Here is a 16,276-nt window from a genome sequence, read left to right on the forward strand (position 1 = left end):
TTGCAATTGAAGAAGAAACTTCTTGCACTATTGATGGGTACTTCATTAGTATTGGCTGCTTGTGGCGGCGGAGATGATGAAGCTAAGGACAATACAGGTGGTAATGAAGAAACTGCAAGTGTGGATGCAGAGCAGATTTATAATGAAAAAGGCTGTGTTGCTTGTCATGGTGGGGATTTGACTGGTGGAGTTGGTCCAGACCTAACAGCAGCTGGAGGACATTTATCAGCTGACGAAATCAAGGATGTTATTGTCAATGGAAGAGGCTCAATGGCCGCTCAGAATGTTTCTGATGAAGAAGCAGATGCACTAGCCGATTGGCTTGCAGCAAAAAAATAATTGTAAAAAACGTTCTGCCTCTTAATAGACAGAACGTTTTTTTATAGAAAGATGCAGATTATAACAATTATAAGAAAAGAATAAGTTCACTAAATTGCTACAAATTTACGTCCTAAAGCATAAGTGGCTTTTTTATAATATAGAGAGGAAATCATGTTATTTTCACAGAATTTAGGGGGAGTTGTCATTGAAGAAACAGCATCTAGCAGTATTAGCAGCACTTATTATCGTATTGATCGCTTTGGTGTTTTTCACTTTACAGAGTGAAAAAAATGATGGAGGTAACAATACAGACACAACGACTGAAACTAACAACAATGCGGAAACAAATACAAATGATGATTCTAATGAGCAAGCAGGCGATGAAGAAGAAGTTGTCAGTGTTGACTATGAAAAATCTTACGCTCAAAAATGTTCGACTTGTCATGGTGGAGATTTAACTGGTGGCGTAGGTCCTGAGCTAACTCAAATCGGTGCAAACATGTCAAAAGAGGAAATTGAGCAAATTATTCTTGATGGAATTGGAATCATGCCAGGAGGCCAGTTGAAAGGTGAAGAAGCTTCAGCGGTCGCTGAATGGCTGGCAGATATGAAATAAAGTTAGGCACTGAAAGATATCGATAGACTTGAGCAAGCAAAGAAAAGGGAATCTTTTTTTCTTTGCTTGCTTTTTTGATCGTTTACAAAACGGTAGATCACATCAAGCAATGGCAAGCCTACATGATGATGAACACTATGGAAAGCTTCTAAGAATGATCATCGAAGCACCAAGCCATTGTTTAAAGGCCCCTCACTTTTTTCTACATCTAACCCTAACAAACTTCCGATCCAGTAAAAAATCAGTAACCTTTTCCTTTATCTCGGTCGAAGCTCGCGAAAATTTGTAAGGCAGAAAAAGGTGCTTTCGCCATTGTACATCGAACTCCAGCGCCTGTCGTCTGATCCGATAAGTCATCGTAACTATCGAAAAAACAGGCCATTAGGCGATGAGCAAGGAGCTTGCATCTTTAATAAAATCAAGCATAATTTAATCATCTCTTCGTAATAAAATGAGTGAGAATCCTCCATTTTTCGAGGAACCCTCTCTTTGCCACATCCAATATTCGCCAATTTTCCCATTAAAATTCACCGAAACTAGGTAAAATAGACGGTGTCCAACTGGAAATTTTAGTGCAAAAATCCTTCTTTTTTGTAAAAAAATAGGATTTTTCCCACTTTGAAAAGAAAATGTAATATTTTTTAAAGGGTTATCGACAAAATATGATGTTATAATGGGTTTGGCTACAAAAAAGAACAAAAATAATGTGAATGTTTATAAATATTATAGAAAGTACCTGAAGGGTGATATAGATGATTGAAATGGAAGATGTGTATAAAAAGTACCCGAATGGTGTCGTCGCTGTTAGTGGAATCAGCGTTCGTATCAATCAAGGGGAATTTGTATATGTAGTAGGTCCAAGTGGAGCTGGTAAATCTACTTTTATCAAAATGATGTATCGAGAGGAAAAGCCTAGCAAAGGGACGATCATGATTAACGGTGTGAATTTAGGGAAGCTGAAGGAAAGTAAAATCCCTCATTTTCGCCGCCAATTAGGCGTTGTTTTCCAAGATTTTAAATTGTTGCCGAAATTAACTGTTTATGAAAATGTTGCCTTTGCTTTGGACGTAATCGAAGAGCAGCCTAAATATATTAAAAAGCGTGTAATGGAAACTTTGGAGCTTGTTAATTTAAAGCATAAAGCAAGAATGCTTCCGACAGAACTTTCTGGAGGAGAACAACAACGGGTCTCGATTGCCCGTTCAATCGTTAATTCTCCGAAGGTTGTGATCGCTGATGAACCAACTGGTAACCTCGATCCGGATACTTCATGGGAGATTATGAAAATTTTTGAAGAGATTAATACTAGAGGAACTACGATTTTGATGGCCACTCATAATAAAGAAATTGTAAATACAATCAGACATCGCGTAATTGCCATTGAAAATGGACAGATAATCCGTGATGAGCAGCGAGGTGATTACGGATATGAAAGCTAGGACACTTCGCCGACATATGAAGGAGAGCTTAAGGAATCTTGCGCGTAACGGCTGGATGACATTTGCATCCGTAAGTGCTGTGACAGTGACGTTATTGCTTGTAGGTGTATTCTTCGTCATCATGATGAACTTAAATAAAGTAGCAACCGATATTGAAGAGGATGTTAGCATTCGGGTTCACATTGATATTGCTGCAACGAAGGAAGATCAGGACGCTTTAAAAAACAATATTGAAAAAATCTCTGAGGTGGATTCTGTCGTTTATTCACCGAAAGAAGATGAACTTAATAACTTGATTTCTAGCCTTGGTGAGGAAGGGGAAGCTTTTAAGCTTTTTGAGCAGGATAATCCCTTATACGATGTGTTTATCGTCAAAACAAAACAGCCTGAGCATTTAGAGAGTGTTGCAAAAAAAATAGAGAAACTCGATTTTGCCTTTAAAGTACGATATGGACAAGATGACGTCGAGAAACTATTTTCCTTTATTAAAACAAGTAGAAACGTTGGTTTAGTTTTAATTGTTGGTCTATTATTTACAGCGATGTTCTTAATCTCAAATACAATTAAAATTACGATTGTTGCGAGACGAAAAGAAATTGAGATTATGAAGCTGGTAGGTGCGACCAATTCATTTATTCGCTGGCCTTTCTTTATGGAGGGGCTCATGTTAGGGATTTTAGGTTCAGTCATCCCGATTTCCTTCATTAGCATGATCTATCGCTATTCCTATGAGTATATTTCATCTAAGCTTCAAGGACATTTTATCCAACTGCTGGAATTTAATCCGTTTATGTTCCAAGTAGGCGGTTTACTAGTGTTATTAGGTGCACTCATCGGGATTTGGGGAAGTGTTATGTCCGTAAGAAAGTTCTTGAAAGTTTAATGACGATTCATTTGCAAAAATAGGGTCTCCAAGATCCGTTCTGGAGATCCTAATGATTTTACATAATGAGGGAGGAGAAATCTGAATTGAAGAAAAAGCTTTTAACCATTTCAGTTGCTTCCACCCTAGGGTTGGGGATTTTGGCAACAAGCAATCCGATAAACATAGCGTCAGCAAATTCGAAAATTGATCAGCTGAATGAGCAGCAAAAAAACATTCACGAAAAACAATCAGAAATTAATTCAAAGCTCAACGAACAAGGCGAGAAGCTTAATGAGGTCAAAAATGAACAAGTTAATGTTGACAAAGAGATCAAGCGAATTGATCAAGCCGTTGGAGATACGGAAACAAAAATAAAGGAAAAAGAGCTTCAAATTGAAGAGGCAGAAGCGAATATTGAAACACTAGAAGAAGAGATTAAAGTATTGGAAACCCGCATTGCCAATCGAAATGAGCTATTGAAGGATCGAGCACGGACCATTCAGGAGAATGGTAGAGTCACTTATTTTGATGTTCTGCTTGGAGCAAAGACATTTAGCGATTTTATTGATCGTCTTGGGGCTGTTGCCGCCTTTGTAGAAGCGGATCAAAATATTCTCAAGGAACATAATGCGGATAAAGCGGAGCTCGAAAGAAAGCAAAAAGAAGTACAGGACACCCTCTCTAAGCTGCAAAAGCTGAAGCAGGATTTGGAAGAGATGAAAAAATCTCTTGCTGCTCAGAAGGCTGAGAAAGAGAAGGTAATGGCCTCTTTAAAACAAGAAGAGGAGCATATGCATGATGAAATGATAGAGTTAGAAGAAGAAAAAGCGATTCTTGCTGCCCAGAAAAAAGCGATGCAAAAAGCAATTGAACTTGAGAAAAAGCGAGTAGCTGAGGAAAAACGCAAGGCAGAGGAAGCGGCGAAACGGGCTTCATCAGGTGGAGGAACGGCCGTTACAGCACCTCCGATTTCGAGTGGGGTTTGGACAAGACCTGCTGCAGCGGGATATTTATCTTCAGGCTTCGGGAATCGTTCTCTAGGAGATCATAAAGGGGTGGATATTGCAGCGAGCGGCATTGTTCCGATTTATGCGGCTGCCGATGGCGTTGTCATCCGTTCCTATTATTCTACTAGTTATGGAAATGCTGTCTTCATCTCTCATTCTATTAATGGGCAAATTTATACGACTGTCTATGCGCATATGAGAAATCGTGAAGTGAGTGAAGGCCAAGTTGTTTCGAAAGGTCAGCAAATCGGTCTGATGGGTAATACCGGTCGTTCGTATGGTCAGCACTTACATTTTGAACTGCATAGGGGCGAATGGAATCTATCAAAAACAAATGCTATCAATCCAGTTGGAATTGTTCCATTATAAAAAGCAGGAGAAACTTCATTTCTCCTGCTTTTCTTTATGTTTAAACCATATGTCTGTTAAAATAAATTTTGGTGCATTTCTTGTGCCTTTCAATTATACTGCAAACTCCTCTGAGTCGATAAAACGATAGGAGGAAAAATCAGCACTAATCTATAACAAAAGCCATGCAAAAATAGAGGCTTGAATTCATAACTTGTCCGCTTCCGTCATATAGTGAAGAGACAAACTTATCAAAAGGCTAACTCTCGCATAGATTGTTGCGAACGTTGCCTTCTATAGGGGCTTACCAATGGACAGGAGGTAGACAATGAAACATATATGGACTGCTCTTATTATCGCTTGTTCCTTAGGACTAGGTGCTGCTGGTACATATGCCGTGCTTGAGTGGACAAATGGGGAGGAAACACAATCGCAAGATGAGAGCGAAAATCATGTGGAAGTAGATTTAGCAAGCTTAGATAAAGTCGGAAAAGCCTATGAGTTAATTTTGAGCAGTTATGTGGAGGAAGTGGAAGAAGAAGAACTGGTAGAAGGGGCTATTCAGGGGATGCTTGGCACACTTGACGATCCTTATTCCGTCTATATGGATAAGGAGATGGTGAAGCAATTCAATGAAACGCTAGAGTCGTCTTTTGAAGGAATCGGTGCTGAAGTAAGCATGGTTGACGGAAAGGTAATCATTGTGGCTCCATTTAAAGATTCACCAGCAGAAAAGGCAGGATTGAAGCCCAATGACCGCATTCTATCCGTCGATGGAGAAAGCATTGATGGACTTGATCTGTATGAAGCTACTTTGAAGATCCGTGGAGAAAAAGGCTCCACTGTAAGGTTAGAAATTGAAAGGCAAGGGTTGCGGGAGCCTTTAGTGGTCGAAGTAAAGAGGGACGAGATTCCGCAGATTACTGTTTACGGAGATGTGAAAAAACAAGGCTCTAAGAACGTCGGCTACATTGAAATTACGTCCTTCTCTGAAGAAACTGCCAAGGAATTTAAACAGCAACTAACGGAGATGGAAAAGAAGGGGATCGCGGGGCTGGTTATTGACGTTCGTGGAAATCCTGGTGGTTTGTTAACAAGTGTCGAGGAAATTCTGAAAGAGTTCGTGACCAAGGAGAAACCGTATGTTCAAATTCAGCAACGCAATGGAGAAAAGCTCCGTTATTTTTCCAGTTTAGAAAAGGAAAAGCCGTATCCGGTTGCGGTGTTGATCGATCAAGGTAGTGCCTCTGCTTCTGAAATATTGGCCGGTGCTTTGCAGGAAGCAAATGGCTATAAGCTTATCGGGGAGAATACTTTTGGCAAAGGTACGGTTCAACAGCCTGTTCCGATGGGGGATGGCAGTAATATTAAACTGACGATATTTAAATGGCTGACACCAGAAGGAAACTGGATTCATCAAAAAGGAATTGAGCCTGATATAAAAGTGAGTCAGCCGGAGATTTATCACACCCATCCATTGCAAATTGATACTGCTTTAATAAAAGATATGAACAATGAACAAGTGCAAACTGCGCAGCAAATGTTAAACGGCCTCGGTTTTGCACCAGGACGCGAAGACGGATATTTTGATGAAGCTACTGAAAAAGCAGTCATGGCGTTCCAGAATCAAAAGAAGCTCTCTGCTAGTGGAAGAATTGATAAACAAACAGCTTCGGCTTTAGAGGCGGCCATTGTGGAGGAAATGAAAAAAGAGCAAAATGACCTGCAATTGCAAACCGCATTGCGCTATATTGTGAGATAATGACAGCGAATGACCGAAATAGGTAGCTGCAGGAGCTGTGAATATTTTTGTGGTTAATAGGTACTGATTATCAAACCCTTCTATAGGGCTTCATATTGAGTAAGCAATAACGGCTAAATGTGGCATTATTTTCATGCTTACAAATAAAGGGGCATAGGGGGAAGGAACTTGCTCTGCATTCTCCTTCAGGAAGACTCCAAGAAATCCTTTTTCGACAATAGAGGAAATCTTTCAAAAAAATCGGCAAGTAGCAGCCACGCTACTTGCCGATTTTCTCTTTTACATAGTCATAGAGCCAAATCGCGTCTTCTTTGAATTCTTCAACGGCGCGTTTCCATTTAGGGCTTTCTTCTTTAATGACTTCCTTTAGCTCATCTGTTTTTTCTTTTAGTGTTTTGGTGATTTCCTTGCTCTCTTTGCTTGCGCTTTCTTCCTTTTTATTAACACCTGCAAGCCTTGAGTTAACGGAAACGACATCGAACTCGCCCGGTTCAAAATAGGGCAAAGATTGTTCCATAATTGCGCGAAAGATCGGAACAACATTTTCAGAGCTGCTATTTGATAAGTAATGCTCCCGATCTGTTTTGTCATAACCGAGCCAAACAGCACCAACAATATTTGGGGTATAGCCAACAAACCATTGATCTTTTGAGCCATTGATGTCTTCGTACGGAAGCTGAGTGGAACCGGTCTTACCGGCAATTTCAACGCCGGAAATTTTGGCAGCGGTACCTGTACCAGATTCTACGACATTCAATAACATTGAGTTCATTTCACGAACAACAGATTTTGAAGTTACGCGTGTAGACTTGCCTTTATGTTCGGCGATCACGTTTCCAGTCGGGCCGACGATTTTTGTAATTAGATGTCCATCAGGGCGCTTTCCTTCATTGGCAAAAGTCGAGTAGGCTTCTGCCAGCCTTAAAGGAGAAATTCCTTTATGCATTCCTCCGAGAGCTATTCCTAAATATTTATCCTCATCAGTTAAAGGAATTCCGAATCGTTTTAAGGAGTCAAGCCCTTTTTCTAAGCCAATTTCGTTTAATAGCCATACCGTCGAGGCATTGAGCGAATCCTCAACTGCCTCATACATTGGGACGTCCCCTTTGTATACGCCATTTGGGTTAGTAGGAGCATACTTGCCGTATGTTTTCTGCTCGTCCTGCAAAATAGATGTCACGAGATAGCCTTCTTCAATGGCAGGTGTATAGACCGCTAATGGTTTCAGAGTAGAACCGGGCTGGGCTTGCAGATGCGTGGCTCGGTTGAACCCGCGGAATACATATTCTCCACGACCACCGACAAGTCCAAGTACACCGCCGCTATGAGGGTCGAGCATGACCGCACCGCTTTGAACGATTTCACCGCCTCTTCCTCTTGGAAAAACGGAGTCCTTCGCATATACCTTTTCAAGAGCAGTTTGTATATTTTGATCCATATTGGTATAGATTTGGTAGCCTCTTGTTAAAATTTCTTCTTGCGTTAACCCATATTTTCCGATTGCTTCATCCAAGACCGCATCGACATAAAATGGGTAATCCCGTTTAATAAAACTGCCACCACCATCTTCTAAATGAACCTCTTCTTTTTTAGCTGCTTCATATTCTGCTTCAGAAATCAATTTGTTTTCCAGCATGCGGGAAAGGACAACATTGCGCCTTTCTATCGCCCGATCTAAATGCTTGTACGGATCTCTTGCAGATGGCGATTGAAGGAGTCCCGCTAAAAGGGCAGCTTCACTTATTGATACATTTTGAATATCCTTATTAAAGTATTTTTTAGAGGCCTGACCAATTCCCCATGCACCGCTGCCAAAATAACTTTGGTTTAAATACATTTGAAGGATTTCGTCTTTTTTATATGTTTTTTCAAGCTCAACAGCTAAAAATAACTCTTCTATTTTGCGTCGATACGTTTTTTCAGGTGATAGCAGCGCGTTTTTGGCAAGCTGCTGCGTAATTGTACTGCCGCCACCAGTAATTCTCCCAGCTAAAAGGTTTTTGAAAAATACGCGCACAATCCCTTTTACATCGAAGCCATTATGTTCGTAAAAACGATGATCCTCAATGGCGACAACTGCGTTGCGAACATGTTCAGGAATTTCGTCTACCTCGACCCCAGATGTTCGATTGGTTGTGATTTCTGATGCTACTTCTTCATCTTTATCGTAAATGACTGTTGATTGGCTTAAGCCAGCCTTTAATGATTCCACATTCGCCTGGCTTGCCAAGACGGCAAAATAAATGATTGTAAATAAAATGAAGGATAAACCTAGTAAGAGGATAATTTGCGTAAAGTGCATCCTCTTCCAAAATCGTACTATTTTCTCCCATATGGGTTTTAATCTTTCCATTGAAATCTCCTCATTCTATAAAGATCTGCATTCTTATTCTTATGAAGTCATATTAAAAATAGACGGGGTATCTGTCATCTCTTTCATTATATATCACTGTCGTGACTGGTGCGCGATTCTTAAATACTGATCCATTACTGCTCTCTCGAGAAACGGATTGTAACTTGTTATGGACGAGCGCCTTGTTCAATTCATCAACAAAATAAGCTTTAAAAAAGTGCTTATAATGGTATAGACGAAAAATAAACGCAATTGGATGCAAAAATTTTTATTTTGTAGGCTTTGCTTTGTTAAAGAGAATGGTTGATTAAATGATGTTTAGCTGATTTCGTGTAAAACGATGTATACATCGAAATTATAAGCGATTTTGTAAAGAAGCTAATGGCATCGTTTATATTAAGCGTTTTTCATAAGTGGTTAACTATGATGAAATCTCATTCATCGCCGGCTTTCTATGCCCCTTTTTTATATGGTCTGATTTTAAAAGAATTTGACGAATTTGTGAATGCATGATAGTAATAGATTATCATTAGGTTAAATTTGTAAAAGAAGGGAGATCCTCCAAGTCCTGTTTTGGAGGTCAAAGCTCACGTTTCCTTCGCGATGATAATAGTTCCTTCTTCACAGGGAGAAAAGGGTTCATAAGTCTTAGAAACTATCGATTTGTAAGTTCGTAAAACTTATAGACTAGAAAAAGGAAAGCACAACGGATGGATTAAGGAGGAGAATATGAAACGGATGCGATTACGATTTGTTTTTTTTTGTTTGCTTAGTTTCGCTTTGATGACAGCATGTGCGAATACAGAAACAAGTGATTCTAAACTAAAAGAAGAGAAGGATGAATACGAACAGCTAGTAGAGCAAAGAAATGGTGAATTGGAATTGATTCCTCTTGAATTGACCTCATATAGTGAGGAAATTGGCGCTTCGCTTAGCAATCCTAAGTATCAAAAGTTTGCTGCCAATGGAAAAGTGAAGATTGAGGGGAAAATTGAACAATACAATGAGTTAAAGTCAGACTATGTATGGATTAAAGTTCGCTCAAATGAAGAAGGTCCGGCTGGAATTGAACATGAATATTATGTACCGATTAAGGACGGAGCTTTTAAGGAGACGCTTCATTTTTTTAATGGAGAGGGCGATTATCGGGTCACGGTTCTACTTCCGAGTACGGAACATGAGGATTCTTATTACGATACTGCCAGCTTTGAAGTGATTAACGTTAATCCAAAGATGATGAGAGATTTGACCTATACTCCTTTTGGATATGGTGCAGGACTGACCATCGATATGGACACTAGTTATGTCGAGGAGAATGAAACTTTCCTCTTAAAAGGCGAGGTCACGGAATTAGCAGATGGGGAAAAAATGATGCTTGTCATCAGGAAGGATTCTGAACAATGGAAGCATGTTATCCCTGTGAAGGATCGAGAATTTGAATTTGAAATTCCTCTATTTTTCGGAAAAGGACTTCATGAGGTAGAAGTGCTTGTTCCTGACAAAGAAATGGAGGATTATTATCAGGTTGGGACGAAAATCTTAGTAAATAATGAGTCCGAGCAAGTGATGAAGCCAATCGAGTATTCCAATACTTATATTGAGCGAGGCGTTACGTTAGAGTATCCGACTTTCGGAGGAAAGGTGACGGAAGGACAATATCAAATAAAAGGCTCAATAGATGAAAACGCTGAATTTGCTAAAGATACGACCCATATTTATGTTACAACGAAAAAGGGAGAGGATACAGCACTGGATGTCATTCCAGTTGAGAACTTCTCTTTTGACGACTCCTTTTATTTACGATTTGGACCTGGCACCTATGAGGTGACTGTAAGTGTTCCAGAAATTAAAGAGGAAAACAGCAATTATTTTCGCTATTTCGGCTTTGCGAAATTTGAGATAGAGTCTACAGGCGAGGATAAACGCGATCTTCTTCCTTCAAGAGGGATAGAGTCGGACGACCCGCAAATTAAAAAACTGGCAGAGGAAATTATTAGTGGAAAAACGACCGAGCGTGAGAAAGCAAAAGCGGTATACGATTACGTTACTAAGACCATTTCTTATGATGTTGGCAAGATGAAAAACAAAGAGTTCGAATGGGATGATAGTGCTCTTAAAACGCTTGCGGAAAAAACAGGTGTCTGTCAGGATTATTCCTATTTGGCAATTGCTTTGCTTAGAGCGGCGAATATGGAAGCTAGATTTATTGAAGGGACAGCGCTAGGCGGCTATTGGCCACAAAATCATGCTTGGGTAGAAGTGAAGGTTGACGGAAATTGGCTTACGATGGATCCGACATGGGGGTCCGGCTATATAGAGAAGGATCGATTTGTTGCTGCCTATACAGACAAATATTTTGATCCGAATATGACGGAGTTTGAGAAAACACATATCCGCAATGGAGTATCGTATTAAAAGGTTTATCGCGATTCTGCTAATCTGCTATATGCAATCACCATGAGTCGGGAGTGGAGACAATATCCATAAGTTGATTGCAAACGAGCGTTACATCACCGCTCCGCACCTTGAGAAGAGCGGAGTGATGGGGGGAAGTATTAAAGACGAGCATTTGTGGGCTATTCGATAGAGAATGCTAATCTATTAATTGAATGTTGAGTGCAAAAGGATATTGCAGCGACTGCTTATCAAAAACTTTTTTCTTAATATTTCGTGAGCTTGAATAATGGCCGTTCTTGTCTCCCTTTTCAGCATTTAAGCTCAATCTTATGATACTTTCCGGTTGACTATTTTACAAATTTGCCCTATCTTTATAGTTAACTTAATGATCGGTAGATGTTTACTCGTGCTTTTTTTCATATTGTGCGCTTTAGCATTCTTTTAATAGTTCATATTGATTCGAATGAAAAAGAATTCCAATTTAAAAAAGAGGGGTAACATGAATCGAGAAGAATGATACTGCTTGTTAAATATGGAAGTTATTTTATAAAACGAAAAAAGGAAGCACTTCAAAAAACTTCATTGAAGTTAGTTAGAGTGAAGCCGACAATTTTCAGAATTCAATGATCTAAAAAGGATTATTGAGTTCTAAAGTTGTCGGTTTTTTTATTGTTTTTAGATTTCGTTTCGTGAGGAACACTCTTTATAAGAGTGTCGGAGTCCAGCACAAGCTCCCAAAGCCCATCAAACCTCTTGTACCGTAAAAATCGGTATTTGTATTTTTACAGCCTGCGATAAGTTAACTAAGGGTGGCTAATGTAAAACACGTTTCTTTAAATCGCCCTTTATCGTTTGTACGACGATCGGCACCAGGGCACAAGATGGTTAGAATGTTCATCGCAGGAGCCATTTGCTTTCCAAATGTTCTGAGGCTACCCCACGTTTCTGTTTATAAATGTTAATTGTTAGTTGAAAAGGGAGAAATGAAAATGTTTGTTTCGCTTAGTATGTCTTCATTGTTGAACATTTTTTTCATTATGTTGATCGTTGCTGGGCTTAGTGGACTAGTGTTTTTACATCCACGGGTTCCAATCGGCTATGTTCGTGTTCATATTTGGATCGTGGCTTTGCCACCTTTTATTTCTGTGTTGGCACTTGCAAATACAAGTGCGAATGGTCAAATGGGGCCATGGTACGCAGATTCCTTAGCTTGGTTAATGGTTTTTTTTGTGCTTGCAATTGGCTTTATCATTCAGCGTTTCTCTGTCCGTTATTTACTAGGGGATCGTGCCTATCGTAAATATTTTACCCTCTTTACCTTGACTACAGGTGCTGCTTCCATGGCCTGGCTGAGTGCTGATCTTCGTTTAATGGTTTTATTTTGGGGTGCAACTCTTACAGGTTTGACTCTTCTTATAAGATTAAACCATGAATGGAAAGTAGTAAGTGAAGCAGCAAAGGTTTCTGGTCGCTTATTTCTACTAAGCTGGCTTGCTTTAGTATCGGCCATGGTCTGGCTCTTTCAAGCTAGCGGGCAATGGCTGTTGCCATCAGCGCTTTCAAATGAAAACTTAGTTTTGCTCGAGGATTGGGAGAGAACAGCGATTAATTTATTCATTGTGTTAGCCGTGATTATTCCAGCAGCGCAGTGGCCTTTCCACAGGTGGTTAATTGAGTCTGTTGTAGCACCGACACCTGTTTCAGCGATTATGCATGCTGGCTTAGTAAATGCAGGTGGAATCATGCTGACTAGATTTTCACCGCTTTTTAATGGGGATATTGCCTCGGTTACATTGCTTATACTTGCCAGCATCTCTGTTTTAATTGGCTCTGGAATTAGTTTAGTTCAGGTGGACTATAAGCGTCAGTTAGTAGGATCTACAATTGGACAAATGGGATTTATGCTCATTCAATGCGCTTTAGGTGCGTATATAGCAGCTATTATTCATCTTATTTTACATGGTTTGTTTAAAGCAACGCTATTTTTACAATCCGGTTCAGCAGTGCGCCGTTTTGAGGTATCGAATCGGATTAATGAAAGAGCCTCTTATTTATGGATCCTTGCTGGCCGAGCGTTAGGAATCGTTGCAGGGGGAGCTTTTTGGCTGATGGCTCCTGGAGAGGGATATCAATTGATTAGCGCTTTAATTATAGGCTGGTCATTGTCTGTTTCTTGGACACAGCTTGTCGCTTTTGGGGAAGGAAGGATTGGCCGTAGTGCTGGTTTCCTCTTTCTTGGAGGCGCTGCACTTGTGTATGTTATGATCCATCATCTTTTTTATGAGTTATTGCAAACAACTGCTTTTCAAAGTGTTCAACCTCCGATGGCAGTTGTGATCATTGTCGCCTGCCTTTTACTGTTTGGTAGTACTATAGGAGCGTGGATTGCCCGTCATCAGTCTTCTGTTTTCTTTGCCGTGCTTTATCTTTGGTTAGTTAAATTGGGGGAGGCAAAGGCTAAATCTGTAGACAGTCATCCTAGCTACCTTGAACGATATTTACAAAAAGGAGGTAATCATTGATGAGTGGGACATCTGTATTAATGAAGGAATCTTTGAAAACAAAGGATGCACATAGCGATTTTCAAGAAATGAGCGCGTTAATTGCTGCGGCAAGTCAGGTAATCGCCCCACTTTGGCCGATTTCAACCTTTGCAGCACGCAGCCCGTGGCTAGGTTTGGAAAAACAATCCTTTACTGGGGTGGCGAGTTGGTTAAAAGAAACCCGTGACGTTGATATATATCCTAGTGCTTCAATGATTTATGCGGCGAAACGCAAAGGGGAAATTGATGAGAAATTTGTGCAAAGGGCCTTACAGCATTGGCTTGATTCAAATTCATTTGATATTCCACGGGATGAGGCAGAACGATTTTGTCAGGCGGCCCTTAAATTGGAGCCACTACCAACTGAACTTTTATCATCATCTAAGCTTGAGCAGTTGGTCGCTCATCTGCATGAATTAAATAGTGGTTCTGGTGGAAAATTTACCATGCAACCATTGAGCTCATCTATAGAGAATCAAAGTCATGAAAAACTAATTAACATTCTCGATCATCATGTCATCAAGTGGTGCAAATTGTATTTGGATGATTCTCAAGCTGGCTGGACAATGCCGAATCGTGAGAAGGGGTTCTATCGTGCATGGCAACGCCTGATTCAATACGATCCGGCACTTAGTAAAAAACAGCGTCAAAGTCTAAAGGGGTGGCCAGAGGAGCCACAATCTGCCCTAAAGGCAGCGTTGCTTGCATTAGAAATCTCTGAGTCAGAGATCCAACCTTATCTTGAGGGGCATTTACTTTCCCTTCCTGGTTGGGCTGGAATGATGCTATGGCGCTCACAACAATCAAGTACAGAACAGGAACTGTTAACAGAGTATTTGGCTGTCCGAATTTCAATGGAGTGGGCCCTGATCCATCCTTACATGCCTTTGATCAATAAACGAGTTGCAGATAAGATATCCATGGCTTCGCTGTTAGCATCATGGTTTCATTGGGGAGAGCTTCCAATGGAGGAATGGTCAAAGATGTCTGTTGTGCAACAACAAGCGTATTTATCGTTTGCATCCCGATTCGATGAGCAACTTCGCAGGAAATTTTGGTTAGAAGCGTGGGAGCTAACACATGCGGAGCAATTAAGTCAGAAAATGAGAGTTGGTCAATTTAAGGACGATAATAAAAAAACACCTTTGGCTCAATTGGCGTTTTGTATTGATGTCCGGTCAGAACCTTTTCGTCGTCAACTCGAGCAAGAAGGTCCGTTTGAAACGATTGGAATTGCTGGTTTTTTCGGCTTACCAATTGCAACTAGTGAGCTGGGACATACTCACAGTCATCCTTCCTTGCCGATTATGTTGAAGCCTCAGCATAAAATAAAGGAGCTGGCAGAAAAGCATGAGCTCCAATTATATCAACACCGAAAGCAGGCAGTTCATTCTTTAAGCTATACGTTTAAAACGATGAAGCAAAATGTACTTGCGAGTCTGCTCTTACCTGAACTGAGTGGACCTTGGCTTAGCCTGCAAATGGTAGCACGGAGCTTTGTCCCTAGGAGGGCAGGACGCTTCATACGTGATCTGCGTGAGAGATGGCTCCGTAAACCGAATACAGAGCTTTCGCTTCATCATGCTGATGAGAGGGAAGCGGAGTTGCCTGTTGGATTTTCGGATGAGGAAAAAGTGAACTATGCACGTCAAACTTTAAAAATGATGGGATTAACAAAAAATTTCGCACCATTAGTTGTCATATGTGGACATAGTAGCCAAAGTACCAATAATCCTTATGCGGCAGCCCTTGATTGTGGCGCCTGTGGTGGTGCTGCAGGTGGTTTTAATGCAAGGGTCTTTGCTGCTATATGCAATCTTCCTGAAGTAAGAGAAAAGCTTTCTTATGAAGGAATAGACATACATGACGATACTGTTTTCGTTGCCGCTGAGCATAGAACGACGGTCGACGACTTAGAGTGGATTTATGTTCCTAAACTTTCCAAGGCAGCACAGGAAGCATTTGCGCGCATTGAGGCTATTATGCCTAACGTCAGTTATAAGGTAAATGCGACGCGACTTGCCCAATTGCCCCAACTTCAATCGAAGCTTAAGAAACCAAGCGCTGAGGCCCAACGATTTGCCGAAGATTGGAGTGAAATTCGGCCTGAATGGGGCTTAGCACGCAATGCCGCTTTTATCATAGGAAAGCGTGAACTAACTGAAGGGTGTGACTTGGAAGGAAGGACATTCCTCCATAACTATGATTGGCAGGAGGATGCAGATGGTGCACTTCTCGCTAGTATTATTGCGGGTCCTGGAACAGTGGCTCAATGGATTAATCTGCAATACTATGCTTCAACGGTCGCACCTCATTATTATGGCAGTGGAAGCAAAGCCACACAAACGGTGACAGCAGGTCTTGGGGTCATGCAGGGAAATGCGAGTGATTTGTTGACTGGCCTCCCTTGGCAATCGGTTATGGCAACAGATTTTGAGGCTTATCATTCACCGCTACGATTATTGATCGTTATTCAAGCACCGAGTGAATATATTGAACGATTATTAAATAACGATTCAGCATTTCGACAAAAGGTAAAGAACGGATGGGTTCGACTTGCCAGTGTTGATCAAGAGGGGCATTGGCGTAACTGGTAGCCTCATGATGAACAAAAAATAATCCATA

10 protein-coding genes are annotated in these 16,276 nt (G+C 40.7%); 9 read left to right on the forward strand and 1 reads right to left on the reverse strand.

What is annotated here, in order from left to right:
• The first annotated feature begins 6 nt into the window (after window positions 1-6).
• The 6 genes from cccB (at window position 7) to PZE06_RS06740 (ending at window position 6,358) form a co-directional block, all read left to right on the forward strand.
• Window positions 7-339, forward strand: a complete 333-nt coding sequence (gene cccB / locus PZE06_RS06715; RefSeq protein WP_150914888.1) for a cytochrome c551 — start codon at window positions 7-9, stop codon at window positions 337-339.
• A 187-nt stretch (window positions 340-526) separates the two neighbouring features.
• Complete coding sequence (locus PZE06_RS06720) at window positions 527-937, forward strand: c-type cytochrome (protein ID WP_225310620.1); 411 nt, start codon at window positions 527-529, stop codon at window positions 935-937.
• Window positions 938-1,689: 752 nt separating this feature from the next.
• A complete protein-coding gene (gene ftsE / locus PZE06_RS06725; RefSeq protein WP_150914889.1) occupies window positions 1,690-2,376 on the forward strand; it encodes a cell division ATP-binding protein FtsE in 687 nt (228 codons plus the stop codon).
• Window positions 2,366-3,259, forward strand: coding sequence for a permease-like cell division protein FtsX (gene ftsX, locus PZE06_RS06730; protein ID WP_150914890.1), 894 nt, complete (start codon window positions 2,366-2,368; stop codon window positions 3,257-3,259). The genes ftsE and ftsX overlap by 11 nt, the downstream gene beginning before the upstream one ends.
• Before the next feature lie 86 nt (window positions 3,260-3,345).
• On the forward strand, window positions 3,346-4,617 hold the full coding sequence (locus tag PZE06_RS06735) for a murein hydrolase activator EnvC family protein (RefSeq protein WP_150914891.1): 1,272 nt from the start codon (window positions 3,346-3,348) through the stop codon (window positions 4,615-4,617).
• Window positions 4,618-4,924: 307 nt separating this feature from the next.
• Window positions 4,925-6,358: a S41 family peptidase gene (locus PZE06_RS06740; protein WP_150914892.1), complete on the forward strand. Its 1,434-nt coding sequence runs from the start codon at window positions 4,925-4,927 to the stop codon at window positions 6,356-6,358.
• Between the two features lie 259 nt (window positions 6,359-6,617).
• Here the strand turns inward: PZE06_RS06740 and PZE06_RS06745 are convergent, their stop codons facing one another.
• A complete protein-coding gene (locus PZE06_RS06745) occupies window positions 6,618-8,711 on the reverse strand; it encodes a transglycosylase domain-containing protein (RefSeq protein ID WP_150914893.1) in 2,094 nt (697 codons plus the stop codon).
• Window positions 8,712-9,440: 729 nt separating this feature from the next.
• Between PZE06_RS06745 and PZE06_RS06750 the strand changes: the two genes are divergently transcribed.
• The 3 genes from PZE06_RS06750 to PZE06_RS06760 all read left to right on the forward strand — a co-directional run bounded on the left by PZE06_RS06750 (window position 9,441) and on the right by PZE06_RS06760 (window position 16,248).
• Window positions 9,441-11,126 carry a transglutaminase domain-containing protein gene (locus PZE06_RS06750; RefSeq protein ID WP_150914894.1) on the forward strand — a complete coding sequence of 562 codons (1,686 nt, stop codon included), beginning with the start codon at window positions 9,441-9,443 and terminating at the stop codon, window positions 11,124-11,126.
• A 971-nt stretch (window positions 11,127-12,097) separates the two neighbouring features.
• Entirely contained in the window at window positions 12,098-13,630 is a 1,533-nt protein-coding gene (locus tag PZE06_RS06755) for an NADH dehydrogenase subunit 5 (protein ID WP_150914895.1), read from the forward strand.
• A complete protein-coding gene (locus PZE06_RS06760) occupies window positions 13,630-16,248 on the forward strand; it encodes a DUF2309 domain-containing protein (protein ID WP_150914896.1) in 2,619 nt (872 codons plus the stop codon). Before PZE06_RS06755 ends, PZE06_RS06760 begins: the two co-directional genes overlap by 1 nt.
• The last annotated feature ends 28 nt before the right edge of the window (window positions 16,249-16,276 follow it).

This window comes from Robertmurraya sp. DFI.2.37, from assembly GCF_029211245.1.
In the GTDB taxonomy this organism is placed as follows: domain Bacteria; phylum Bacillota; class Bacilli; order Bacillales; family Cytobacillaceae; genus Robertmurraya; species Robertmurraya methanolica_A.